Origin of the sequence: Micromonospora aurantiaca ATCC 27029 (genome assembly GCF_000145235.1) — a bacterium.
In the GTDB taxonomy this organism is placed as follows: domain Bacteria; phylum Actinomycetota; class Actinomycetes; order Mycobacteriales; family Micromonosporaceae; genus Micromonospora; species Micromonospora aurantiaca.
Genome location: NC_014391.1, coordinates 6,074,057 through 6,099,090 on the forward strand (window position 1 = coordinate 6,074,057; position 25,034 = coordinate 6,099,090).

General features: G+C 73.3%; 21 protein-coding genes. 8 read left to right on the plus strand and 13 right to left on the minus strand.

Annotated features, from left to right (window positions below):
• Positions 1–144 precede the first annotated feature (144 nt).
• Positions 145–1,392, plus strand: a complete 1,248-nt coding sequence (locus MICAU_RS26990) for a phosphatidylserine decarboxylase (RefSeq protein WP_013288529.1) — start codon at positions 145–147, stop codon at positions 1,390–1,392.
• 58 nt (positions 1,393–1,450) lie between these two features.
• Here the strand turns inward: MICAU_RS26990 and MICAU_RS26995 are convergent, their stop codons facing one another.
• From MICAU_RS26995 to MICAU_RS27005, 3 genes are all read right to left on the minus strand, one after another.
• Positions 1,451–2,365, minus strand: coding sequence for a CDP-alcohol phosphatidyltransferase family protein (locus tag MICAU_RS26995; RefSeq protein ID WP_013288530.1), 915 nt, complete (start codon positions 2,363–2,365; stop codon positions 1,451–1,453).
• A gap of 345 nt (positions 2,366–2,710) precedes the next feature.
• Positions 2,711–3,622: an NUDIX hydrolase gene (locus MICAU_RS27000; RefSeq protein WP_013288531.1), complete on the minus strand. Its 912-nt coding sequence runs from the start codon at positions 3,620–3,622 to the stop codon at positions 2,711–2,713.
• 144 nt (positions 3,623–3,766) lie between these two features.
• Positions 3,767–4,714 carry an NUDIX hydrolase gene (locus MICAU_RS27005; protein WP_013288532.1) on the minus strand — a complete coding sequence of 316 codons (948 nt, stop codon included), beginning with the start codon at positions 4,712–4,714 and terminating at the stop codon, positions 3,767–3,769.
• Between the two features lie 144 nt (positions 4,715–4,858).
• On the opposite strand from MICAU_RS27005, the gene MICAU_RS27010 reads away from it, so the two are divergent.
• Positions 4,859–5,221, plus strand: coding sequence for a PspC domain-containing protein (locus tag MICAU_RS27010; RefSeq protein WP_013288533.1), 363 nt, complete (start codon positions 4,859–4,861; stop codon positions 5,219–5,221).
• A gap of 6 nt (positions 5,222–5,227) precedes the next feature.
• On the opposite strand, the gene guaA is transcribed toward MICAU_RS27010, so the two are convergent.
• Both guaA and MICAU_RS27020 read right to left on the minus strand, forming a co-directional pair.
• Positions 5,228–6,784 (minus strand): glutamine-hydrolyzing GMP synthase, encoded by a 1,557-nt coding sequence (gene guaA, locus MICAU_RS27015; RefSeq protein ID WP_013288534.1) that lies wholly within the window; start codon positions 6,782–6,784, stop codon positions 5,228–5,230.
• 119 nt (positions 6,785–6,903) lie between these two features.
• Positions 6,904–8,586, minus strand: a complete 1,683-nt coding sequence (locus MICAU_RS27020; protein ID WP_013288535.1) for an FAD-dependent oxidoreductase — start codon at positions 8,584–8,586, stop codon at positions 6,904–6,906.
• A 141-nt stretch (positions 8,587–8,727) separates the two neighbouring features.
• Here MICAU_RS27020 and MICAU_RS27025 point away from each other — a divergent pair, with 141 nt between their 5' ends.
• Positions 8,728–9,828, plus strand: coding sequence for an LCP family protein (locus MICAU_RS27025; RefSeq protein WP_013288536.1), 1,101 nt, complete (start codon positions 8,728–8,730; stop codon positions 9,826–9,828).
• Between the two features lie 5 nt (positions 9,829–9,833).
• On the opposite strand, the gene MICAU_RS27030 is transcribed toward MICAU_RS27025, so the two are convergent.
• The 4 genes from MICAU_RS27030 to guaB form a co-directional block, all read right to left on the minus strand.
• Positions 9,834–11,291 (minus strand): M1 family metallopeptidase, encoded by a 1,458-nt coding sequence (locus MICAU_RS27030; RefSeq protein ID WP_013288537.1) that lies wholly within the window; start codon positions 11,289–11,291, stop codon positions 9,834–9,836.
• 89 nt (positions 11,292–11,380) lie between these two features.
• Complete coding sequence (locus MICAU_RS27035; RefSeq protein WP_013288538.1) at positions 11,381–12,775, minus strand: M1 family metallopeptidase; 1,395 nt, start codon at positions 12,773–12,775, stop codon at positions 11,381–11,383.
• 94 nt (positions 12,776–12,869) lie between these two features.
• Entirely contained in the window at positions 12,870–13,988 is a 1,119-nt protein-coding gene (locus MICAU_RS27040; protein ID WP_013288539.1) for a GuaB3 family IMP dehydrogenase-related protein, read from the minus strand.
• 31 nt (positions 13,989–14,019) lie between these two features.
• Entirely contained in the window at positions 14,020–15,582 is a 1,563-nt protein-coding gene (gene guaB / locus MICAU_RS27045) for an IMP dehydrogenase (RefSeq protein WP_013288540.1), read from the minus strand.
• 197 nt (positions 15,583–15,779) lie between these two features.
• Here guaB and MICAU_RS27050 point away from each other — a divergent pair, with 197 nt between their 5' ends.
• Positions 15,780–16,184: a DUF5319 domain-containing protein gene (locus tag MICAU_RS27050; protein ID WP_013288541.1), complete on the plus strand. Its 405-nt coding sequence runs from the start codon at positions 15,780–15,782 to the stop codon at positions 16,182–16,184.
• A gap of 12 nt (positions 16,185–16,196) precedes the next feature.
• Here the strand turns inward: MICAU_RS27050 and MICAU_RS27055 are convergent, their stop codons facing one another.
• A complete protein-coding gene (locus tag MICAU_RS27055) occupies positions 16,197–17,015 on the minus strand; it encodes a helix-turn-helix transcriptional regulator (protein ID WP_013288542.1) in 819 nt (272 codons plus the stop codon).
• 252 nt (positions 17,016–17,267) lie between these two features.
• Between MICAU_RS27055 and MICAU_RS27060 the strand changes: the two genes are divergently transcribed.
• Entirely contained in the window at positions 17,268–17,651 is a 384-nt protein-coding gene (locus MICAU_RS27060; protein WP_013288543.1) for a WhiB family transcriptional regulator, read from the plus strand.
• 176 nt (positions 17,652–17,827) lie between these two features.
• Here the strand turns inward: MICAU_RS27060 and MICAU_RS27065 are convergent, their stop codons facing one another.
• From MICAU_RS27065 to groES, 3 genes are all read right to left on the minus strand, one after another.
• Entirely contained in the window at positions 17,828–19,474 is a 1,647-nt protein-coding gene (locus MICAU_RS27065) for a sulfite oxidase (protein WP_041799119.1), read from the minus strand.
• Positions 19,475–19,597: 123 nt separating this feature from the next.
• Positions 19,598–21,241 (minus strand): chaperonin GroEL, encoded by a 1,644-nt coding sequence (groL, locus tag MICAU_RS27070; RefSeq protein ID WP_013288545.1) that lies wholly within the window; start codon positions 21,239–21,241, stop codon positions 19,598–19,600.
• Positions 21,242–21,311: 70 nt separating this feature from the next.
• A complete protein-coding gene (groES, locus tag MICAU_RS27075) occupies positions 21,312–21,626 on the minus strand; it encodes a co-chaperone GroES (RefSeq protein WP_018222648.1) in 315 nt (104 codons plus the stop codon).
• Positions 21,627–21,880: 254 nt separating this feature from the next.
• Here groES and MICAU_RS27080 point away from each other — a divergent pair, with 254 nt between their 5' ends.
• The 3 genes from MICAU_RS27080 (at position 21,881) to MICAU_RS27090 (ending at position 24,955) form a co-directional block, all read left to right on the plus strand.
• The gene (locus MICAU_RS27080) at positions 21,881–23,113 is read left to right on the plus strand and encodes a THUMP-like domain-containing protein (RefSeq protein WP_013288546.1); all 1,233 of its coding nucleotides are present in this window, start codon (positions 21,881–21,883) and stop codon (positions 23,111–23,113) included.
• A 55-nt stretch (positions 23,114–23,168) separates the two neighbouring features.
• A complete protein-coding gene (gene ybaK / locus MICAU_RS27085; protein ID WP_013288547.1) occupies positions 23,169–23,648 on the plus strand; it encodes a Cys-tRNA(Pro) deacylase in 480 nt (159 codons plus the stop codon).
• A 203-nt stretch (positions 23,649–23,851) separates the two neighbouring features.
• Positions 23,852–24,955, plus strand: coding sequence for a sugar ABC transporter substrate-binding protein (locus MICAU_RS27090; protein ID WP_013288548.1), 1,104 nt, complete (start codon positions 23,852–23,854; stop codon positions 24,953–24,955).
• The last annotated feature ends 79 nt before the right edge of the window (positions 24,956–25,034 follow it).

Consider the following 25,034-nt stretch of genomic DNA (forward strand, 5'->3'; position numbering starts at 1 on the left):
GCGCCCTCCGGACGCGGCCTATGCTGGTCGGCGGAGATCTCGTCTCCGCCGGCCGGCCCCGCGCACCCCGACCATGCCGGAGCCGCCGGCCGGGTCGCCGGAGCCGCCCCGTCCGTTCGCTATCTCGTCAGGAGCCCGTCCGACATGACCCAGTCCCCCGCCGTGCGCGTCACCGCTCCCTCCGGTGCGGTCCGCATCGGCGAGCGCGCCGCCCGCACGCTCGTCAGCGAGTTCGCCCGGCGTAACGACCCGAAGGCCGGCCTGCTGGTCGGCGCGACCCCGGAGTCCGCGGTGCTGGCCGCCGCGATCGAGGCGCTGCTCCCCGGCGACCGGCTCACAGTGGTGCCGGCGGAGGGCGCCGCGGCGGCCGCGCTGCGCGAACACGTGACCGCGCAGGGCCGCTGGGTCGCCGACCGGGTACGCGTGGTCGACACCCTCGCCGAGGCGGACGCCGCCGCGGTGGTGGTCGTCGCCGAGCCGTTCAGCGGCACCGCGGACGAGGCGCGCGTCGCGATCGACGGGCTGGCGAAATACCTCGCCGAGGGCGCGGTGCTGAGCGTCGCCGCGCCGCTGTTCCGCACCGAGGGTGCCGACGGCGAGCTGGACCGGCAGGGCGTGCTGCACGGCGTACGCACCGACCTGGTGCTGCGCAACACCCCGCCGGTACGCGTGCACCACCTGCGGTTCACCCCGGCGCCGGTCGCGCTCGCGGCCTCGCTGTCCCCTGCGTACCGGCCGTCGAGCGTGCCGCTGACCCGGGGCATGCACATCGACTCGAACGGGGTGGCCGCGGCCGGCATCACGCTCGGCCTGGCCGCCCTGGCCCGGGCCGCGCGGCCGAAGTCGAAGCTCTGGCTGCTGCCGGCGCTGGCCGCCGCGCCGGTGGCCGCGTTCTTCCGCGACCCGGAGCGGGACGTGCCGGAGGACCCGTCGGCGGTGGTCGCCTCGGCGGACGGTCAGGTGCTGTCCGTGCAGCGCCTTCAGGACGAGCGCTTCGGTGACGGCGAGTGGCTGCGGATCGCGGTCTTCCTGTCGGTGCTGGACGTGCACGTCAACCGCGCTCCGGTGGCCGGCAAGGTGGTCGACTACTTCGTCGCCGACGGCGGGTTCGTCAACGCCATGAAGCCGGACGCCGAGCACAACGTGGCGGCGTACACGGTGCTGGACACCGACCACGGCACCGTGGTGGTGGCGCAGCGCACCGGGCTGATCGCCCGCCGGATCGTGCAGCGGGCGCCCGTGGGTTCGCTGCTGGCCCGGGGTGAGCGCTTCGGCCTGATCCGGTTCGGCTCGCGTACCGACGTCTACCTGCCGGCCGACGCCGCGGACCCGCTCGTCGGTCCGGGCGACAAGGTGGTCGGCGGCGCGACGGTGATCGCCCGCTGGCGCTGAGCGCCGGACATGAGAGAAGGGGCGCCGCTCTCGCGGCGCCCCTTCTGTCGTTCTCGGGTCAGGCGGTACGACGCTGGTGCAGCCAGAGCAGCGGCCCGCTGACCAGGTAGCCCACCACCACGAGGGCGAACGTGAGCCGGATGTCGACGAGCGCGCCGACCACCGGGGCCAGCCAGAGCCACGGCGGCAGCTTCAGCAGCCGGGCGAGCTTCGCGTACGGGAAGCTGGACACCATGGCGAAGGCGAGCAGCGCCACGCCGGCCACCATGACCAGGCCGGGGACCGGCACGCCGATGGCCACGGTCAGGGCGAGCACTGCCGCCGCCATGGTGGTCGGCACGCCGCAGAAGAAGCGGCCGTCCTTCGGCGAGACGTTGAACCGGGCGAGCCGGACGGCCGCGCACGCGGCGACGAGCGCGCAGGAGACCGCGGCGGCCGCCGGCGGCGCCGAACCGGCGAGCGAGGCGTAGACCACGACCGGCGCGGCGAGGCCGAACGAGCACATGTCGGCGAGCGAGTCCATCTGCGCGCCGAACGGGCTGGCCACACCGAGCTTGCGGGCCAGCGCGCCGTCGAGGCCGTCGAACGCGACGCACGCGATCAGGCAGATCGCGGCGATCTGCACCTCACCGCGCATGGCCAGGAAGATGGCCAGCATGCCGAGCATGAGGCTGCTCAGCGTGCACGCGTTGACGAGCGCGAACTTGGCCCGGCGGGCGGCGGTGCGCTCACCCGGCAGGAGCGGGATCGACATCGCCGGGGACTCGTCGTCGACGGGTGTCGCCGGGGGAAGCGCCGGGCTGATGGGCCGTACCGCTTCGATGTCGGTGTCGAGCCGGCCGTAGCGGAGGCGCTGGCGGTCGGCGTAACGGTGGTCGGGGGTGACCAGGTCGGTCCCGGAGACGGCCGCGCCGTCTCGGCGGCCCACCCGGACCAGCAGCACCTGGCGGGCGAACGTACTGCTGCGGCGCAACCTGCCCGCCCAGCGACGCCCTGCGGGGCGCGGACTGTCAGTCGTACGACGCCGGCGCCATGGGGCTCTCGGCACGTTTCCTCCATCACCGGATCGGCTGGCCGCCCACTGCGGGGCGGGTGTCCGGCTGTCTCGTGCCGGACCTTTCGGGTCCGGCAGCCCTTTTGCGGAGTACACCATTGCACAGGGGACAGGGGCTTGGCGATAGCTGCCGGCGGTACTTATATCTCCCTTAACCGCGCGAACCGCCCACTCATTCCCATCTCGGGCCTCAACGCCCGTTTTCGTCGGTCAGCCGTACTTCCGACTGTACCGGAGGTCACCCAGGGCGGCTCGGCGAGCGATTCAGCTCACCCGCTGCCCGGTGGCCCGGGCCGCCACGTCGGTCATCGACAGACCGGTGACCTGCTCCGGGGCGAACCAGGCGGCCCGTGCGGTGGAGCCGCCGGCCAGCTCGGTCACCACCGCGTCGGTCGGCGCGTCCACCCGTACCCGGTAGATCACCCGGACGCCGTGCCAGTCCAGCGGGCGGCCCTCCGGGCCGAGCGCGGCCGGGTTGTGCAGGTTGTCCACGGCGATCAGGTCGACCACCCGGCCCAGCTGCCCGGCCTCCTCGACCAGCTCGCGCAGCAGCCCGGCGGCCGGCTGCTCGCCGTGGTCGGTGCCGCCACCGGGCAGGTGCCAGCGGCCCGCGCCCGGATAACCGTCGGCGATCATGGTGAGCAGCACCCGGTCGGCGGGGTCGGTGACCAGCCCGTACGCGGCGAAGCGCTGCCGGCGGTCGACGGACGGCCCGGCCGGCTCGGCGGGCAGCGCCCGGGGCAGGTCGGCCGGCAGCGGAGTCACAGGCAGGCCGAGCAGCTCGGCGGTGAACGGCATCAGCTGCCGGGCGGCTGCCTCGTCGGGCGTGAACCAGCCGACCTCGTCGCTGCCACCGGCCGGCTCCGGCCGCAGCCGCCCGCCGCGCGCCTCGACCTCGAAGACCAACCGATCGGTGTGCAGCGCGATCCCCAGGTCGGCGAACGCGGCCACGTCGGCCACCGCGGCCCGGATCGCGCCGGGCGCGACGGTCAGGCCGGTCTCCTCGGCGAACTCGCGTACCACCGTGGCGGCCGGGTGCTCGGCGTGTTCGACGCCGCCGCCGGGCAACTGCCACACCCCCGGGTACGGGCACCTCGCCGAACCGCGCGCCAGCAACACCCGCCCGTCGGAGTCCCGCAGCACCCCGTAGGCCCCGACCCGCCGCAGCTGCTCCACAGCACCCTCCCCCGCCCGCGCGCCCCCGCGCACTCCCCGCGCCCCACTCCGTCGATCATGAGGTTAGCGGTACCGAGGCGGACATTTCGCGCCGTCAACTTCATGATCGCCGGGGTGGGCGCCCGGAGGGCGGGGGTGGGTGGGTCAGAGGAGGTGGGCGGCCTGGACTGCTTCGGCCGTCACCTCGGTGAGGCGGTCGGTGGGGAGGGCGCCGAGTTCCTCGCGGCGGAACCAGCGGGCCTCGCAGGTCGAACCGCCGATGTCGGCAACGGTGGGCGGCGCGGGCTGGTCGACGACCACCCGGTAGAAGGCGCGTACGCCGTGCCAGTCGATCGGGTAGCCCTCCGGGCCGAGCGAGGCGGCGTCCCGGTGGCTGGCCACCCCGAGCAGCTCGACCAGGCGGCCGGTCTGGCCGGTCTCCTCGACCAGTTCCCGGATCAGCGCCGCGCCCGGCTGCTCGCCGTAGTCGGTGCCGCCGCCGGGCAGGTGCCAGCAGCCGGCGCCCGGGTAGCCGTCGGACACCCGGGTCAGCAGCACCCGCTCCTCCGGGTCGGTCACCACCGCGTACGCGGCGAAACGCTGCGCCCGGTGCAGCCCGTCCGGGCCGGGGACGGCGTAGAACGAGGGGAACTCGGGCACCTCCTCCGGCACGATGTCGTCGGTGGAGGTGGGCAGGCCCAGGGCGCGTGCGGTGAACGACCGCAGCGGCAGCTCCCGGGCCTCGTCGAGGGTGAACCAGCGGGCCAGGTCGGTCGGGCGGTCGACCCGCTCGGTGAGCGTCCCGCCGCGGACCGACACGGTGTAGAGAAGCCGGTCGGTGTGGATCGTGATGTGCCGCTCGGGCAGCGCCCGCATGTCGGCGAGCACGTCCTGGAGGCCGGCGACCGCCACCGAGAGCCCGGTCTCGGCAGCGGTCTCCCGGACGACCGTGTGTTTGGGGTCCTCACCGTGGTCGACTGCTCCTCCGGGGAGCGACCAGGTGCCGGGGGTGCCGGAGCGCTCCGATGCGCGGACCAGCAACACTCGGCCGTTTGAGTCAGCACAAACTGCGTATGCCGCGATCCTGCGGAGCGGCTCCAGCGAGGTGGTCACGGGAGCAAATTCTCCCCGTAGCGGGTTACCGACATCGAAAAGAGTCAGATTCCTGACTCTCCGCTGGCGTCTCAGGGGCAGCTCAGGGTAGGCGTCCGGGCGGTCACCGAGGTCGCCCGCCGCGGCGCGCGGGACCGTTGACACATGACCTTCCCGAACCCCTCCCAGGCCCCGTACAAGCAGCTCCGCCGGCCGGTCAGCGACCGCATGATCGCCGGTGTGGCGAGCGGCCTCGGCCGCTACTTCGCCGCCGACCCCACGCTGATCCGGGTGATCTTCGCGACCGCCACCGTGCTCACCGGCGGGCTCGCCGCGCTCGCGTACCCGATCATGTGGTTCCTGATGCCCGAGGAGCCGGCCGGCGCGCCCGCCTGGCCGCACCCGCCGGGCACCGCGCCGGGCTGGCCGCCGGTCCCGCCGGCCGGGCCGGTCCCGCCGGCTACGCCGACCGAGCCGCGGACGCCGGGCGGGCCGCAGGCCGGCCCGCAGACGCCGCCCGCGGCCTGAGCCGCGTCACTCCCACTCGATGGTGCCCGGCGGCTTGCTGGTGACGTCCAGGACCACGCGGTTGACCTCGGCGACCTCGTTGGTGATCCGGGTGGAGATCCGGGCCACCACGTCGTAGGGCAGCCGGGACCAGTCGGCGGTCATCGCGTCCTCGCTGGAGACCGGGCGCAGCACCACCGGGTGGCCGTAGGTGCGCCCGTCGCCCTGCACCCCGACGCTGCGCACATCGGCCAGCAGCACCACCGGGAACTGCCAGACGCCCCGGTCCAGACCGGCCGCGGTCAGCTCCTGCCGGGCGATCAGGTCGGCCTTGCGGAGCACGGCGAGGCGCTCCTCGTCGACCGCGCCGATGATCCGGATGGCCAGGCCCGGACCGGGGAACGGGTGCCGCCACACCATCGCCTCGGGCAGTCCCAGCTCCAGGCCGATCGTGCGGACCTCGTCCTTGAACAGCGTGCGCAGCGGCTCGACCAGGGCGAACTTCAGGTCCTCGGGCAGGCCGCCGACGTTGTGGTGGCTCTTGATGTTGGCGGTGCCGGTGCCGCCGCCGGACTCCACCACGTCCGGGTAGAGCGTGCCCTGCACCAGGTATTCCACGTCGCCGTGCGCGGCGATCTCCCGGGCGGCGGCCTCGAAGACGCGGATGAACTCCCGGCCGATGATCTTGCGCTTCTGCTCCGGGTCGGTCACCCCGGCGAGCGCACCGAGGAACCGCTCCCGCGCGTCGACCACCTTGAGCTTGATGCCGGTCGCCGCCACGTAGTCCTTCTCGACCTGCTCGGCCTCACCGGCCCGCAGCAGCCCGTGGTCCACGAACACGCAGGTGAGCTGATCGCCCACGGCACGGTGCACGAGCGCGGCGGCGACCGCCGAGTCGACACCGCCGGAGAGGCCGCAGATGACCTCCTTGTCGCCGATCTGCTCGCGGATCCGGGCGACCTGCTCGTCGATGATGTTCGACGGCGTCCACGCCGGCTCGATGCCGGCGATGTCGTACAGGAAGCGACTGAGCATCTCCTGGCCGTGCGCGGTGTGCCCGACCTCCGGGTGGAACTGCACGCCGGCCCGGCGCCCGGCCAGATCCTCGAACGCGGCGACCGGGGCGCCCGCCGACTCGGCGGTCACGGTGAAGCCGTCCGGGGCCTCGGTGACGCAGTCGCCGTGGCTCATCCAGACCGGCAGGTCGGCCGGCAGGTCGCGCAGCAGCACACCGGGCTCGGTCAGGCGCGGGCGCAGCGGCGTGCCGCCGTACTCGCGGTTGCCGGTGCGCGCGACGGTGCCCCCGAGCGCCTGGGCCATGGCCTGGAAGCCGTAGCAGATGCCGAAGACCGGCACGCCGGCGTCGAACATCCCGGCGTCGATCTGCGGCGCGTCAGGCGCGTAGACGCTGGACGGGCCGCCGGACAGGATGATCGCGGCCGGGTTCTTCGCCAGCATCTCGGACACCGGCATGGAATGCGGGACGATCTCCGAGTAGACCTTCGCCTCGCGGACACGGCGCGCGATGAGCTGGGCGTACTGGGCTCCGAAGTCCACCACAAGGACGGGGCGAGGCGTGCTCATGTGCGCAAAGCCTACCGACAGTCACCGGCCGCGCGGACGCGCCCCGGCGGTGTGGCGGGGTGAACGTGTTAACAAGGGGCCCTTCCTCTACCGGAGGCGTTAAGAAGGGGCCCTTCCTTTCACCGCAGGGCGGCGGGGGCGTGCGCGGGGACGGCCGGCCGCCGCGGCGGGACCGGCTCGACCCGGGTGTACGCCGTGCCGAGCGCCGGGCGCGGGTCCGCCTCGCCCTTGTTCGGCCAGTACGACATGGCCCGCTCGGCCTGCGCGGTGATGGTCAGCGACGGGTTGACGCCCAGGTTCGCCGAGACCGCCGCGCCGTCCACCACGTGCAGCCCCGGGTGGCCGTACACCCGGTGCCAGGGGTCGATCACACCCTCGTCCGGGGTGGCGCCGATGACCGCGCCGCCGAGGATGTGCGCCGTCACCGGGATGTTGAACGGCTCGGTGACCGCCCCGCCGGGGGTGCCGCCGATCTCCTCGGCGAGCAGCCGGGCCGCCGTGTTGCCGGCCGGGATCCAGGTCGGGTTGGGCGCGCCGTGGCCGGGGCCGGAGACCAGCCGCCCCTTGCGGTAGCGGGTGGTCAGCGAGTTGTCGACCGACTGCATGACGAGCGCGATCACGGTGCGCTCGGACCAGCGGCGTACCGACAGCATCCGCGCGGCCAGCACGGGCTGCCGGACGATGCTCCCGAGCCAGCGCCGGACCCGGCGGGGGCCGCCGTCGACGAGCAGCGACTGGAGCAGGCCCATCGCGTTGGAGCCCTTGCCGTAGCGGACCGGCTCGATGTGGGTCTGCGCGTCGGGGTGGAACGAGCTGGTGATCGCCACCCCCTCGGTGAAGTCGAGGCCGCGCTTCCGGGCCGCGCCGGGCGCCACCGAGGCGCCGAGGATGGCCTCGGAGTTGGTGCGGGTCAGCTCGCCCAGCCGGGGCGAGAGCGCCGGCAGGGCACCCGTCGACTTCATCTCGTGCAGCAGCCGCTGGGTGCCGAGCGCGCCGGCCGCGAACACCACCTGGTCGGCGTGGATCACCTCGCGCCGCTTGCGCAGCCAGGCGCCGGTGCGCTCGGTGTGCACCGCGTAGCCGCCGGCCGGGTCCGGGCGTACGGCGGTGACCGTGGTCAGCGGGTGCACCTGCACACCGAGGCGCTCGGCCAGCCAGAGGTAGTTCTTCACGAGCGTGTTCTTGGCGCCGTGCCGGCAGCCGGTCATGCACGACCCGCAGTGGCTGCACCCGGTGCGGTCCGGCCCGGCCCCGCCGAAGTAGGGGTCGGCCACCCGCTCGCCGGGGCGCCCGATGTGCACCCCGACCGGCGTCGGGTGGTAGGTGTGCGCCACCCCCATCCGCTCGGCCACCGCGCGGACGGCCTGGTCCGCGCGGGTGTCGATCGGGTACGTGGTGACGCCGAGCATCCGCTTCGCCTGGTCGTAGTGGCGGGCCAGCTCGTCGCGCCAGTCGGTGATGTCCCGCCACTGCGGGTCGGCGTAGAACGCGTCGAGCGGCTCGTAGAGCGTGTTCGCGTAGACGAGTGACCCACCGCCGACCCCGGCGCCGGAGAGCACCAGCACGCCGCCTCCGGCCTTGCGGTCGGCCGAGCGCAGCAGCGTGATCCGCTGGAGCCCGAAGCAGCCGAGCCGGGGCGCCCAGAGGAACCGTCGCGCCCGCCAGGACGTACGCGGGAACTCGTCGTCGGCGAAGCGCCGCCCCGCCTCCAGGACGCCCACCGTGTAGCCCTTCTCGGCCAGCCGGAGCGCGGTGACGCTGCCGCCGAAGCCCGAACCGATGACGAGCACGTCGTAACGCATGAACGCATCATTACCGACCGGTAGCTATGGCGCCAGCAAGTGTTTTTCGCAGATCATGCAGAGCGCTCGATTCGCCGGGATTCCCGCCGCTGCAACCTCCGGCGGCCCCCGGCGCGTCGAACACCACGGGGAGGAACGAACGTGACGAGACGACGCCTGCTGGGCCTGGCCGCACTGGTGGCGGCGCTGCTGGTGGCCACCGGAGCGGTGGTGACCACCCGGCTGGTGGCGAACCGCCCGGCCGCCCCGGCCGCCGGCCCGAGCACCGCGCCGCCGGCCTCACCGACGCCCGCCCCGACCACCGCCAGCCCGGCACCCCCGCCCGGCGCCGACCTGAAGGGCCCGCTCAACCTGCTGCTCGTCGGCGTCGACACCCGGGTCAGCATCCCCGGCTGGGAGCCGCACGCCGACGCGGTGCTGCTGCTGCACGTACCGGCCGGGCTGGACAAGGCGTACCTGTTCTCGCTCCCCCGCGACCTGGTCGTGGACATCCCCGCCTACCCGAAGGCCCGCTACCCGGGCGGCCGGACCAAGCTCACCCACGCGATGAGCTACGGCAGCCGGGTGCCGGGCGACAAGCGCAACCCCAGCACCGCCCAGGGGTACGAGCTGCTGCGCACCACCGTCTCCCGCTACACCGGCCTGCGCATCGACGCCGGGGCGGTGATCACGTTCGGCGGCTTCGACAAGCTGGTGGACACGCTCGGCGGCGTGGACCTCTACGTCGACCAGCGGGTCGAGTCCCGGCACCGCCGCCCGGACGGCACCATGCGGACGCTGACCGGTGGCGGCTACACCGGGCCGCAGATGGTCTACGAGAAGGGCACCCGCCACCTGACCGGCTGGCAGGCGCTCGACTACGCGCGGCAGCGCTACACCGCGGGCGGCGACTACACCCGGCAACGGCACCAGCAGCAACTGCTCCGGGCGCTGGCCCGCAAGATCCTCGACCAGGGCACGGCCCGCGACCCGCAGCGGGTCGAGCAGGTGGTGGCCGCGCTGGGCAGGACCCTGGTGTACGCCGGGGGCGGCCGGAAGCTGATCGACTACGCGTACGTCCTGGGTGGCCTGCCGGCCGACCGGCTCACGCTCGTCGTGCTGCCCGGCGCCGGGGTGAGCAGCGGCGGCGCGTACCGGGGTGAGCAGCTCAAGCCGCTCGGCCGCGACTTCCTCACCGCGCTGCGCGGCGGGCGGGCCGACGCGTTCCTGGCCGCCCACCCGTCGCTGCGCGTCAAGAACTAGAGGCCCTACAGCGGCTTCGGGGCGGGCGGGCGCTCGGTGCCGTACAGCCACGGGTCGAAGACCTTCGCCAACTTCTTGCCGGAGATCCGCTCGGCCAGCGCCACGAAGTCGGCGGTGGTGGCGTTGCCGTTCTTCCGCTCCGCCGCCCAGGTGCGCAGGATGGTGAAGAACGCGGTGTCGCCCACCGCCACCCGCAGCGCGTGCACGGTCATCCCGCCCCGGTCGTAGACCGAACGGCTGAACAGGTTCGCCACGCCCGGCTTGCCCGGCGGCGTACGCCACACCTGACCGCCGGCGTTCGCGTACCTCTGCTCGAACATGCGCTGAACCGTGGTCGAGCCGCTGTGCTCGGCCCACAGCCACTCGGCGTACGTGGCCAGCCCTTCGTTGAGCCAGATGTCCTGCCAGCGCTGGATCGACACGCTGTTGCCGTACCACTGGTGGGCCAGCTCGTGCGCGACCACGCCGGTGTTGTCGCCCTGCCGGAAGAAGCTCGCCGAGTAGACCGGACGGCTCTGCGTCTCCAGCGCGTACCGGATCCGTTCGTCGGCGATCACCACGCCGCCGTACGAGTCGAACGGGTACGGCCCGAAGACGCTCTCCAGGTAGTCGGCGACCTCGACCGTGCGCGCGACGGACCGGTCCGGCGCCCCCTGGGCGACCTGCGTGGTGACCGCGCTGTAGACCGGCCGTCCCTTGTGCTGCCCGGTGGTGACCCGGAACTTCCCGATCGCCACAGTGGTGAGGTAACTGGCGGCCGGCGCGGTCTCCGACCACTTCCAGGTGGTCCAGGCGCCGCTGGTCGCCTTCCCCTTCGGCACGCCGTTGGAGACCGCCGTCAGTCCCTTCGGGACGGTGATCTCCATGTCGTAGGTGGCCTTGTCCGACGGGTGGTCGTTGACCGGGAACCAGGTGCTCGCCGACTCCGGCTGCCCGAGCGCGATCGCCCCGTCGACGGTGTGCAGCCAGCCGCCCTCGCCCAGCGCCTCGGTACGCAGCGCCTCCGGCCTGCCGTCGTACCGGATCTCGGCGGTGAACCCGTTGCCGGAGGTCAGCCCGATCGCCGGGGTGATCACCAGCTCGTCCTCGGTGCGGCTGTGCCGGGCGGCGGTGCCGTCCACAGTCACCGAGCGGACGGTCAGCCCGGCCAGGTCCAGGTTGAACGCGGACAGGTCGGCGGTCGCGGTGGCCCGCAGCGTGGTGGTGCCGCTGAGCTTGTCCGTCTCCGGGTCGTAGCGCACCTTCACCGTGTAGTGCGCGACGTCGTACCCGCCGTTGCCGTAGCTCGGGAAGTACGCGTCGCCGGCTCCGGCCGCGCCCGGCGCGAAGCTGCGCGAGGTCGCCGGCGCGGGACCGGCCGGGGACGACGGGCCCGGGTCCGGCTCGGCCGAACCGCAGCCGGCCAGCAGCAGCGTGCCGCAGGTCAGCAACCCGATCCGTCGTCGTGCGCCGCGCCGCGTCATCGCCTCGATCCCTCCCGGGGCCCGTTCGGCGGCCCCGCCCACGGGCCGCTCCGACCGCGGCAGCCTACCCAGCGGCGGTCACGCGTGCGTCACGGCAGTCCCGGTGGCGTGCCCCCGACCAGCCAGGCGTCCAGCAGCGCCCGCAGTGGCCGCCCGGACGTTCGTTCGGCGTACCCGATGAAATCAGCAGTGGTGACGTTGCCGTCGCGGTGCTGCGCCAGCCATCCGCGCAGCACCCGGTAGAACGCCTCGTCGCCCACCGCGCGGCGCAGCGCGTGCACCGCGAGCGCGCCCCGCTGGTAGACCGCGTCGCCGAACATCCCGGCCCGGCCCGGGTCGACTGTGGGCCTCGACCAGTCGGTGGCCGCGTAGCGCTCCACGACGGTCTGCGCCACTGTGCGCCCGCCGTCGTGCTCGGCCCAGAGCCATTCGGCGTACGTGGCGAAGCCCTCGTTGAGCCAGATGTCGCTCCACCGGGCCACCGAGACGCTGTCGCCGAACCACTGGTGCGCCAGCTCGTGCGCGACCACCTCGGTGTTCGGCCGGTCCCCGCGGAAGAACGCCGGCCCGTAGACCGGACGGCTCTGCGTCTCCAGCGCGTACCGGATGCGTTCGTCGGCGACCACCACGCCGCCGTACGCCTCGAACGGGTACGGGCCGAAGCGCGCGGCCAGGAAGTCGGCGACCTCGCCGGTGCGGGCCACCGACGCGGCGGCCGGCCCGTCCGCGGGCAGCGCCGCGGCGACGGCGGTGACGAGCGGCTTGCCGGCGTGGGTGCCGCTGCTGACCCGGTAGTCGCCGATCACCAGCGTGCTCAGGTAGCTGGCCATCGGTGCGCGTTCCGCCCAGCGCCAGGTGGTCCAGCCGCCGCTCGACGTCCTCCCCTCCGGCACGCCGTTCGACAGCGCGGCGAGGCCGTCCGGCACGGTGACTGCGAGGTCGTAGGTGGCCTTGTCCGACGGGTGGTCGTTGACCGGGTACCAGGTGCTCGCCGACTCCGGCTGACCGAGCGCTATCGCACCGTCCGGTGTGGCGTGGAAGCCGCCGTCCCCCAGCTCGGCGTTCGGCAGCGGCTTCGGCACCCCGCCGTACGTGACCTCGACAGTGAACCGCCGCCCGGACGGCAGCCCGCCCGCCGGGGTGACGATCAGCTCGGCGCCGTCGTGGCGGTGCTTCACCGCCTCGCCGTCCACCCGCACCCGCTCGACGTCCAGCCCGGCCAGGTCGAGCTGGAACCGGGACAGCGCCCGGGTGGCGGTGACGGTCAGCGTCGCGGTGCCGGTGAGCCGGTCGCTCGCGGGGTCGTAGCGCACGTCCAGCGCGTAGTGGCCCACGTCGTAGCCGCCGTTGCCGGCCCCCGGCACGTACGGGTCACCGGCGTCCGCCGCGCCCGGCCGGAACCCGCTCTCGTCGCCGCCGGTGCACCCGCTCAGCGCGAGCGCCGCCGCCACCAGCCCTGCCGCCCAGACCCGCCCCCGTCCCACCCGGCGAGCCTAGACGCGCGACGGCGCGGGCGGGGCCGGAACACGTCCGCGCCGCCGCCCGCGCCGTTCTGTGCTCAGCGGTACTCAGGGGTGCTCAGCGGTCGAGGACCAGCCCGACCTTCTGGAACTCCTTCAGGTCGCGGTAGCCGCACTTGGCCATCGCGCGGCGCAGGCCGCCGAAGAGGTTGAGCTGGCCGTCCGGCTCGTCGGCCGGGCCGAACAGCAGCTTCTCCATCGAGCCGAGCGGCTCACCGGCCACCTCGAACGCCCCACGGGGCAGCGACGGATGGCTGGCCGCGGAGTGCCACCAGGCGCCCCCGGCCGGCGCCTCCTCGCACAACGACAGTGGCTCGCCGAGCATCACCGCGTCCGCGCCGCAGCCGAGCGCCTTGGCGATGTCGCCGGAGGTCTGCATGTCGCCGTCGGCGATCAGGTGCACGTACCGGCCGCCGGTCTCGTCCAGGTAGTCGCGGCGGGCAGCGGCGGCGTCGGCGATGGCGGTGGCCATCGGCACCCGGATGCCGAGCACCGACTCGGTGGTCGACCAGTCGTCGCCGCCGATGCCCACGATCACACCGGCCGCGCCGGTACGCATCAGGTGCAGCGCGGTCTTGTAGTCGGTGCACCCGCCGACGACGACCGGCAGGTCCAGGTCGGCGATGAACTCCTTGAGGTTGAGCGGCTCGTCGGTGGTGGAGACGTGCTCGGCCGAGACGAGCGTGCCCTGGATGACCAGGATGTCCACGCCGGCGTCGAGGATCACCGGGGCCAGCGCCAGGGTGTGCTGCGGGGAGACCCGTACCGCCACCGTGCCGCCGCCCTCACGCAGCTCGCGGACCCGCTCGGCGATCAGGTCGGGGCGGATCGGCTCGGCGTAGACCTCCTGGAGGCGCTTGGTCGCCCGCGCGTCCTCGCCGAGACCGGCCAGCTCCTCCAGGATCTTGGCCGGGTTCTCGTACCGGGTCCAGAGGCCCTCGACGTTGAGCACGCCGAGGCCGCCGAGCTGGCCGAGCCGGACCGCCGAGGCGGGGCTCATGGTCGCGTCCGAGGGGTGCGCGACGCAGGGGATGCCGAACTGGTACGCGTCGAGCTGCCACGCGGTGGAGACGTCGTCGACGTCCCGGGTGCGGCGGCTCGGCACGATGGCGATGTCGTCCAGGTGGTAGCCGCGCTGCGCGGTCTTGCCCAGCCCGATCTCGACCACGTCACGCATGGGGGACTCCAGGTGGTTTGGGGGTGGTGGTTCAGCGGGAGTGGTAGTTGGGCGCCTCGACGGTCATCTGGATGTCGTGCGGGTGGCTCTCCTTGAGCCCGGCCGCGGTGATCCGGATGAGCTGGCCACGCCGGTGCAGCTCCGGGATGCTCTCCGCGCCCACGTACCCCATCGCGGCGCGCAGCCCGCCGATGAGCTGGTGGGCGACGGCGGAGAGCGGCCCCCGGTAGGGCACCTGACCCTCGACGCCCTCCGGGACGAGCTTGTCCTCGGCGAGCACGTCCTGCTGGAAGTAGCGGTCCTTGGAGTAGGACTTGCCCTGGCCGCGCGACTGCATCGCGCCGAGCGAGCCCATCCCCCGGTACGCCTTGTACTGCTTGCCGTTGATGAAGATCAGCTCGCCGGGGCTCTCCTCGCAGCCGGCGAGCAGGCTGCCGAGCATCACCGTGTCGGCGCCGGCGACGAGCGCCTTGGCGATGTCGCCCGAGTACTGGATGCCGCCGTCACCGATGACCGGCACACCGGCCGGGCCGGCGGCGCGGGCCGCCTCCATGATCGCGGTGATCTGCGGTACGCCCACACCGGCCACGATCCGGGTGGTGCAGATGGCGCCCGGGCCGACGCCCACCTTCACGCCGTCCGCGCCGGCCTCGACGAGCGCCTTCGCGCCCGCGTACGTGGCGATGTTGCCGCCCACGATGTCGATGGTGACGTCCCGCTTGAGCCGGGCGACCATCTCCAGCACGGCGCGCTGGTGACCGTGCGCGGTGTCGACGATGACGACGTCCACGCCGGCGTCGACCAGGGCACGGGCGCGCTTGTAGCCGTCCTCGCCGACGCCGACCGCGGCGGCGACCCGGAGCCGGCCCGCGTCGTCCTTGGTGGCGTTCGGGTACTGCTCGCTCTTGGTGAAGTCCTTGACCGTGATCAGGCCGCGCAGCTTGCCGCCCGCGTCCACGATCGGCAGCTTCTCGATCTTGTGCTGGCGCAGCAGGCCGAGCGCGTCGTCCTTGCTCACGCCGACCGGGGCGGTGATCAGCGGGGTGCGGGTCATGATCTCGCGCACCGGCGTGGCCGGGTCGGAGACGAACCGCATGTCGCGGTTGGTGACGATGCCGACCAGCTGGCCCTGCCCGTCCACCACCGGCACGCCGGAGATGCGGTAGCGCCCGCAGAGCGCGTCGACCTCGCGCAGCGTGTCGTCCGGGCTGGCGGTCACCGGGTTGGTGATCATGCCGGACTCGGAGCGCTTCACCAGGTCGACCTGGAGCGCCTGGTCCTCGACGGAGAGGTTGCGGTGCAGCACGCCGATGCCGCCCTGGCGGGCCATGGCGATCGCCATCCGCGCCTCGGTGACGGTGTCCATCGCGCTGGACAGCAGCGGAACGGTCAGCTCGATGTTGCGCGTGAGGCGGGTGCGGGTGTTGACGCGGCTGGGCACGACGTCCGACTCGCCCGGCTGGAGCAGGACGTCGTCGAAGGTCAGCCCGAGCGGCACCACCCGGGCCGAACCGGCCGGCAGCTCGGGCAGATGGCCACCCAACTCCCCGCCGTCGGTGCCGGCCGGGATCTCGGTGCTGGGCGAATTCTCCACGATTGCTCCCCTGAGCTGGTCGTACGGGCTGCAGCGAGGCGGCGCGCGGGGGCACCGGCAGGCGCCTGGTGACGGCGCGTCGCCTCATCGTACCCACTTGCCCGTCCGCGCCCGGGAAGCGGCGGGCCCGAGGGTAGGCCGGGCCACAGCACGGGCTGGGGCGGGCTTTCCTGCGGCGCGGGGTCTACGGTGAAGGGGTGCACGACGAGCCCATCGACCCGTTCAACGGCGACCCGGCCGATCCGGCTGCCGGCCTGCACGATCCCGGCGACGACGACGCCCTCGACCCGCTGAGCGAGGTCGAGCGCCAGGACGTCCTGGAGGATCTCGCCGATCTGGAGATCTACCAGGCGTTGCTCCAGCCGATCGGCGTGCGCGGCCTGGTGATCGAGTGCGAGGACTGCCGCGAGCCGCACTACTTCGACTGGGACCTGCTGCGCGGCAACCTGCGCCACCTGCTCAACTCGGGGCGTCCCCGGGTGCACGAGCCGGCCTACGACCCCGACCCGGACCACTACGTGAGCTGGGACTACGCCCGCGGCTACGCCGACGGCGTGCACGACACGCTCACCGAGGGCACCGACGACTCCGCGCAGGAGTGATCCCCGCGCGGGTCAGGCGACCAGGCCGGCCCGGAACCCGGCCGCCACGGCGTGCGCCCGGTCGCGCGCGCCGAGCTTGCGGAACAGCCGCCGGGCGTGCGTCTTGACCGTGTCCTCGGAGACGAACAGCTCCCGCCCGATCTCCGCGTTGCTCTTGCCCTCGGCCATGCCGAGCAGCACCTGAAGCTCCCGCTCGGTCAGCCCGATCGCGCTGCGCGGCGACCGCGCCGGCCGCTGGGCCGCACCGGGCCGGGGCGCCTCCGCGCCGTCGGCCGCCGCCGGGTCGTCCGGGTCCTCACCCCGCTGCACGGGCACCACTGTGGGCAGGCCCGCCGCGTCCACCGGCGCCGTCGCCGGCCAGCCGGGCCCACCCTGGGTACGCCCCGGCGCCGCCGGCCGGGTCGGCCCGCCCACAGCCGCCGCGTCCCGGGCGGTGTCCGCCACCCGGTGCCTGTTGCTCCGCCCGGGGGCGGAGAGCAGCAGCAGCGCCTTGGCGACCGCGCTGGTCAGGTCGTGGTCGGCGTTCTGGATCAGTCCGCGCGCCCCGGCGCTGATGGTGGCCGCCGCCGACTCCGACTCCTCGGCGCCGAGCAGCAGCACCGCCGCCTGCGGGGCACGGGCCAGCACCCGCCGGACGAAGCCGGCGCTGTCCGGACGGGTCAGGGCGGTGTCGGCGAGCACCACGTCCACCGGGCGCTCGGCGAGCCGCAACATCACCTCCGGATCGGAGACGGCCGTCCGGACGACGCCGGACAGCCCGAGCCGCGCCGCCGCGGAGGTCAGATGCTGGGCCGCCAATGGTGTCCGAACGCACACAAGAACACTACGCACAGTGGTCTCCTCTCCGACTCAGAGCAGACCATGCGGAGGTGGGCTCGGGAGGGGGTTCCGGGCAATCATCCGAACTTTTCCGACAGATGGGGCATATGCCGCCGAGTGTCCGAGGTTTTCGATCACAGATGTGTGAGCCGCGGACCGCTCGGGTACCGAGGGGTTCATCCGGAACCGGCATCCCGCGCGGACCGCCGCCCGGTAGCTGGCAACGAACATTCTCCGCGGTGCCGCGCGGGAGGAGGGGTGCTGATGTCGAACGTACGTAGGCTGCCTGGACCGATCGACGAGCTCTGGGACTGGCAGCGGCTCGGAGCCTGCCGTGGCCGCGACAGCGCGCAGTTCTTCCACCCGGACGGCGAGCGCGGCTCCTCCCGGCTGCGCCGCGAGATGGGTGCCAAGTCGGTCTGCCGCGCCTGCCCGGTACGCGCCGAGTGCGCCGCCCACGCGCTCTCCGTACGCGAGCCGTACGGCGTCTGGGGCGGGTTCAGCGAGTCCGAGCGGCTGCGGCTGCTCGCCCTCGGCTGGGAGGACCTGGCCGACCGCCGGCAGACCAAGGTGGACATCGCCCGGCTGGAGGCGCGCCTCGGCCGGCCGCACAACACCGCCGTGCCGGACCAGCGCAAGGTCGCCTGACCGGCTTCACGACCCCCGACGCCGCGCCCCGGACCCCGGGGCGCGGCGTCGTCGTGTCGTCCCGCCCCGCCGCCCCGCGCGTGATCAACACCAGCTCGGCGAAATGGCTATATCGCGGAGCCTCTGATGCCACCACTTCGGGGAACTGGTGTTGATCTTTCGGGGTGGGGCGGTCGTCAGGTGACCGTGACCCGCACTGTGTGCCAGCCGGTCGCGCCGTCCGGGGCGACCGGGGCGCGCTGTTCCGTCTGGGTCTCGCCGGTCGTGTCGGTCGCCCGCACCTGGAGCGTGTGCTCGCCCGGCGTCGCGTCCCACCGCCAGGACCACTGCACCCAGGTGTCCGCCGACACCGCCGGGGCCGGCGTCGCCTCCTGCCAGGGGCCGCCGTCGACGCGTACCTCGACGCGACGGATGCCGCGGTGCTGCGCCCACGCCACACCGGCCACGATCATCGGGCCGGCGGCCGGGCGGCTGCGGGGCCGGGGCGTGTCGATCCGGGACTGCGTCTTGATCGGGCCCTGCGCGGACCAGCCGCGCGGCACCCAGTACGCGTCGAAGTCGGCGAAGCTGGTCAGCTCCAGCTCGGTGAGCCACTTGCAGGCCGACACGTACCCGTAGAGGCCGGGCACCACCATCCGCACCGGGAAGCCGTGCTGGATCGGCAGCGGCTCGCCGTTCATGCCGACCGCGAGCAGCGCGTCCCGCCCGTCGCGCAGCACCGAGGTGGGCGTGCCGCAGGTCCAGCCGTCGACCGCGCGGCCCACCACCTGGTCCGCGCCCTCCTCCGGGCCGGCCTCGTCGAGCAGTTCCTTGATCGGTACGCCGAGCCAGCGCGCGTTGCCGATCAGGTCGCCGCCCACCTCGTTGGAGACGCAGGCGAGCGTCACGTACCGCTCGACCATCGGGCGGGCCAGCAGGTCGTCGAAGCTCAGCTCGATCGGGTTGCGCACCCGCCCGTGGATCCGCAGCCGCCAGGTGGCCGGGTCCACCTGCGGCACCACCAGCGCCGTGTCGATCCGGTAGAACTCCCGGTTCGGCGTCACGTACGGCGCGAGCCGGGGCAGTGACAGGTCGGCTCCGGCCGGCACCTGCGGGGCGGGCGCGGCCGGGGCGGGCAGCGTCACCGCCTCCCGGGCCGCCGACACGCCGCGCCGCCCGGCCAGCCAGTGCCCGCCCAGCCCGGCCACCGCCGCAGCGCCGGTGAGCAGTCCGGCGCCGCGCAGGAACCGCCGCCGCGACTCCGCGTCATCGTCGTGCCGTACCGGCTCCCAGCCGCCCGGGGTCTTCTCCTCCCCCGCGAGCGCGGCGACCGCCGGAGGCGGCGCCGACGGCGGCCGGTCCGCCGCGTCGGCCCGGTCGCGCCCGGCCTGCTCCCGGCGTGCCGGGCCGGCGCCCAGCGGTCCGGCCACGAACGCCCAGAGCGTCAGCGCGCCGAGTCCGCCGCCGGCCAGGGAGGGCAGCGCGTCGAACGCGTCAGCGCCGGCCCGGGTCAGCGCGGCGGCGACGCCGAGCACGGCGAACGCGGCGACGCCGGCCAGGCCGATCACCAGCCGCCGGGCCGCCGCCAGGCCGAGCAGCGCCCCGAAGGCGGCCAGCAGCAGCGCCGTCCCGACCAGCAGGGCGATCTTGTCGTACGTACCGAAGACGTCGATGGCGAACTGCTTGACCGGCTCGGGTACGAGGTCGACGACGAGTCCGCCGACGGCGACGAGCGGCGCGGACCGGGGACCGGTCAGGACCGCCACGGGCTCGGCGGTGCCGAGTGCCACCACGGCGGCGACGACACCGGCCAGTGCCGCGCGGCGGCGGGAGAGGGTGCTCACGGCGTCCAGTCTGGTCGACCCGCCGGCCCGGCTGCCAATGTCGTCAGCGTTCCGTAAGGGCATACGCGTCAGGGCACACCACCGGGTCGGCGGTGTGCCCTGACGTCGGGCCGTGCGGTCGGGTCAGAAGCCCGGGCCGTGCTGGTGGCCGTGACCGTGCGAGTGGCCGTGGCCACCGGCGGCCGGCTCCGGCTCGGCCGGCTTCTCCACCACGAGGCTCTCGGTGGTGAGCAGCAGGCCGGCGATCGAGGCGGCGTTGCTGACCGCGTTGCGGGTCACCTTCACCGGGTCGATGATGCCGGACTTGGCCAGGTCGACGTACTCGCCGGTGGCGGCGTCGAGGCCGTGACCCCAGTCCTGGGCGACGACCTTCTGCACCACCACGTAGCCGTCGTGGCCGGCGTTCTGGGCGATCCAGCGCAGCGGCTCGACGAGCGCCTTGCGCACGATCGAGACGCCGACCTTCTCGTCACCGGTGAAGCCCAGGTCGTCGTCGAGCGCCGGCAGGATCTGGGCCAGGGCGGCACCGCCACCCGGGACCGTGCCCTCCTCGACCGCGGCCTTGGTCGCGGCGATGGCGTCCTCGATGCGGTGCTTGCGCTCCTTCATCTCGACCTCGGTGGCCGCGCCGACCTTGATCACGGCGATGCCGCCGGAGAGCTTCGCCAGCCGCTCGGCCAGCTTCTCTCGGTCCCACTCGGAGTCGGAGGCCTCGATCTCCTTGCGGATCTGCGCGACCCGGTCGGCGACCTCGGAGGCCTGCCCGCCACCGTCGACGACTGTGGTGTTCTCCTTGTCGACCACGACGCGACGGGCGGTGCCGAGCACCTCCAGGCCGACCTGGTCGAGCTTGTAGCCCAGCTCCGGGGCGACCAGCTCGGCGCCGGTCAGGATCGCCATGTCCTGGAGCATCGCCTTGCGGCGGTCGCCGAAGCCGGGGGCCTTGACGGCGCAGACCTTGACGGTCTTGCGCAGCGCGTTGACCACGAGCGTGGACAGGGCCTGGCCCTCGACGTCCTCAGCGACGATGAGCAGCGGCTTGTTGTTCTGGAGAACCTTCTCCAGCAGCGGCAGCAGCTCCTCGATCGCCGAGATCTTCTGGGTGGTGATCAGGATGTACGGGTCCTCCAGGACCGCCTCCTGCGCCTCCAGGTCGGTGACGAAGTTCGGCGAGATGAAGCCCTTGTCGAACTGGAGACCCTCGGTCACCTCCAGCTCGGTGGTGAGCGCGGAGCCCTCCTCGACGGTGATGACGCCGTCGCGGCCGACCTTCTCCATCGCCTCGGCGATCAGGTCGCCGATGGCGGCGTCCTGCGCGGAGACGGTCGCGACGTGCGCGATCGACTCCTTGCCGGCGACCTCGACGGCCTTGCCGAGCAGCGCCTCGGAGACCTTGGCGGCCGCCGCGTCGATGCCCCGCTTCAGGCCGGTCGGGTTGGTGCCGGCGGCCACGTTGCGCAGGCCCTCGCGGACCATGGCCTGGGCCAGCACGGTGGCGGTGGTGGTCCCGTCGCCGGCGACGTCGTTGGTCTTGGTCGCCACCTCCTTGACCAGCTGCGCGCCGAGGTTCTCGTACGGGTTGGTGAGCTCGATCTCCTTGGCGATGGTGACGCCGTCGTTGGTGATCGTGGGCGCACCGAACTTCTTGTCCAGGACGACGTTGCGCCCGCGCGGGCCGAGGGTGACCTTCACCGCGTCCGCGAGGGCGTTGACACCGTGCTCGAGCAGGTGCCGGGCGTCGTCCGAGAAGCTGAGGATCTTCGCCATCAGTATCCCTTCGAAGCGACGTCGCCCCGGCCCGGCGAGCCGGACCGGGGCAACGACACTGATCGGTTGCTTACTTCTCGATGACCGCGAGGACGTCGCGGGCGGAGAGCACCAGGTACTCCTCGCCGGCGTACTTGACCTCGGTGCCGCCGTACTTCGAGTAGAGGACGGTGTCGCCGACCTTCACGTCGATCGGCACGCGGTTGCCCTTGTCGTCGATCCGGCCCGGGCCGACAGCGAGGACGGTGCCCTCCTGCGGCTTCTCCTTGGCGGTGTCGGGGATCACGATGCCCGAGGCGGTGGTGGTCTCGGCCTCGTTCGCCTGGACCACGATGCGGTCCTCGAGCGGCTTGATCGCAACCTTGGTCGCGGTAGTCACGGGCATACCCTCCCGGGTACTTGGTGTCGTTGCCGGCCGGCATGCCGACCAGCGTCAATCTGCCACATGCCACCGGGCGGGGCCGTCGTCGCGGGTGCCGGTCCGCCTGGCGCTCAACCCCCGGGCACGAGGCTCGGGCGTTGGCACCCTCAGGGTGAGAGTGCTAATCGCAGGTTATTCCTCGGCTAGCACTCCGTCAAGGAGAGTGCCAACGCGTCGCCCTCCGTGTCGCGCCGGAACCGGGCCGGGAGAATGAGCGCGTGGATCTCGACCAGCTCGCCGCGCTGCGTACCCCCGAGGGGTCGGCCGCGCTCGCCGCGGCCGAACGGGTGGCCGGCGGCGACCCGCTGGCGGCGGCGGCCGCGCTGCGTTCGGCCGGAATCCCCGGCGGGCTCGCGGCGGCCGCACTCACCCAGGCGGAGCTGCGCCGCCGGGCGGTCGGCAAGTTCGGCGCGGCGGCGGCCGGGATGTTCCTCACCCGGGCCGGGCTGGAGCAGGCCACCCGCCGCGCGGTCGCCGACCGGCGCGCCGCGCGGCTGCGGGCCGCGGGTGTGACCACGCTGGCCGACCTGGGGTGCGGGCTGGGGGCCGACGCGCTCGCCGCGGCCCGCGCCGGCATCCGGGTGTACGCGGTGGAGGCCGACCCGGTGACCGCCGCGATGGCCGCCGCGAACGCCGAGGCGGCCGGGCTGACCGACCTGGTGACTGTCGAACGCGGTGACGCCACGGCGTTCGACGCGACAGGGGTCGACGCCGTGTTCTGCGATCCGGCCCGGCGGCGGGCCGGCACCGGGCGGCGTGTGTTCGACCCGAACGCCTACTCGCCGCCGTGGGACTTCGTCACCGGCCTGGCCGCGCGCGTGCCGCGCACAGTGGTGAAGGTGGCGCCCGGGCTGGACCACGCGCTGATCCCGGCCGGCGCCGAGGCGGAGTGGGTGAGCGTGGACGGCGACCTGGTCGAGGCCGCGCTCTGGTGCGGCGAGCTGGCCGAGGTCCCACGCCGCGCCACCCTGCTGCGCGAGAAGGAAGGGCCCCTTCTTAACGCCTCCGGTAGTAAAAGGGGCCCTTCCTATCACCTCACCGGGACCGGTGCGCAGGAGGCGCCGGTGGGACCGGTGCGGCGGTTCCTCTACGACCCGGACCCGGCGGTGGTGCGCGCGCACCTGGTCGCCGAGCTGGCCGCCGACCTCGACGCCACGCTCGCCGACCCGTCGATCGCCTACCTGTACGCCGACGAGGCCCGGCCCACCCCGTTCGCCCGCTGCCTGGAGATCACCGACGTGCTGCCGTTCTCGCTGAAGCGGCTGCGCGCCCTGCTGCGGGAGCGGCGCGTCGGCCGGGTCGAGATCCGTAAGCGCGGCTCGGCGCTGGAGCCGGAGAAGCTGCGCCGCGACCTGCGGCTGTCCGGTGACGAGGCGGCCGGTCTGGCGCTGACCCGGGTGGCAGGCGACCCCACTGTGCTCGTCTGCCGGCCGGTTCCGCCCGGCGGTTGACCCCGGCTCACGTTTCCGGCTCGCGGTGTCGCGGCGCGCGGGTTAGCTTGAGCCCGTGGCGGGCCCTGGCACTCCGGCGATCGCGTTGCTGAGCAAGCGGAAGATCGCCCACAGCACCCACACCTACGACGTCTCGCCGGACGCGCCGAACTACGGCGCGCTCGTGGCGACCGCGCTCGGCGTGGCGCCGGAGCGCGTGTTCAAGTCGCTCGTCACCGAGGTCGACGGCGGGCTGACGGTGGCGGTGGTGCCGGTGACCGGCGAGCTGGACCTGAAGGCGCTCGCCGCCGCGGCCGGCGGCAAGCGGGCGACGATGGCGGAGCGCACGACGGCCGAGCGCGCGACCGGATACGTCCGCGGCGGCATCAGCCCGCTCGGGCAGCGCAAGCGGCTACCGACTGTCATCGACGCCTCCGCGCTGACGCACCCGACGGTGTACGTCTCGGCGGGTCGCCGGGGGTTGCAGGTGCAGCTCGCGCCGACGGATCTGGTGGCGCTCACCGGGGCGACGACGGCGTCGATCGCCACTGCCTGAGCGGCTCGTGACGGTACGTGTGGGAGCGTTTCCGGAACGCGCTCTCCCGGCGGTGTCCCGCGGGTGACAACCGCGTTGCTGAATTGTTACCGCCGCCAACAAACTTCTGACCTCGGCAGTCTTGCGGCGCATGGGAAGCGGGGAATACGTTGCCGGGCACAACAAAACATCACCACTCCCCCACCTCCGAAAGGACCCTGCACATGCGCAAGGGCTTCCTCACCTTCGCGGCCGTCGGTCTTCTCGCGACCGGCAGCATGGCCGCCTGCGGTGACAACGGCGGTTCTTCCGACGAGGCCGGCGGCTCCAACGCCAAGAAGCCGAAGATCGGCGTGATCCTGCCGGACAGCAAGTCCTCCGCCCGCTGGGAGGGCGCGGACCGCAAGTACCTCAAGGCGGCGTTCGACGCGGCCGGCGTCGAGTCCGACATCCAGAACGCGCAGAACGACAAGACCGCGTTCCAGACCATCGCCGACCAGATGATCACCAACGGCGTCAACGTGCTGATGATCGTCAACCTGGACTCCGGCACCGGCAAGGCCGTGCTCGACAAGGCCAAGTCGCAGGGCGTCGCGACCATCGACTACGACCGGCTGACCCTGGGCGGCTCCGCCCAGTACTACGTCAGCTTCGACAACGAGGCGGTCGGCAAGCTCCAGGGCGAGGGCCTGAGCAAGTGCCTGACCGACAAGGGCGTCAAGAACCCGTCGATCGCGTACCTCAACGGCTCGCCGACCGACAACAACGCCACCCTGTTCAAGAACGGGTACGACTCGGTGCTCAAGCCGAAGTTCGACTCGAAGGAGTACACCAAGGTCGCCGACGACTCGGTGCCGGCCTGGGACAACGCGCAGGCCGCCACGATCTTCGAGCAGCAGCTGACCAAGGCCGGCGGCAAGATCGACGGCGTGCTCGCCGCCAACGACGGTCTCGGCAACGCGGCCATCTCGGTGCTGAAGAAGAACAAGCTCAACGGCAAGGTTCCGGTGACCGGTCAGGACGCCACCAAGGAGGGCCTGCAGAACATCCTCGCCGGTGACCAGTGCATGACTGTCTACAAGGCGGTCAAGAAGGAGGCGGACGCCGCCGCCGAGCTGGCCATCGCGCTCGCCAAGGGTGAGCGGAAGGACACCGGCCAGACGGTCAAGGACCCGGAGGGCGGCCGGGACGTGCCGTCGGTGCTGCTGGAGCCCAAGGCCATCTACAAGGACAACGTCAAGGACGTGGTGGCCGACGGATACGTCACCAAGGAAGAGCTCTGCACCGATGCCTTCGCGAAGCTCTGCACCGACGCCGGCGTGAGCTGACCCACCCGCCTCAGGCGGCGCCGCCCGGCACGGGGTTTCCCGTGCCGGGCGGCGCCCGCGCCGGACGGGATCCGAGACC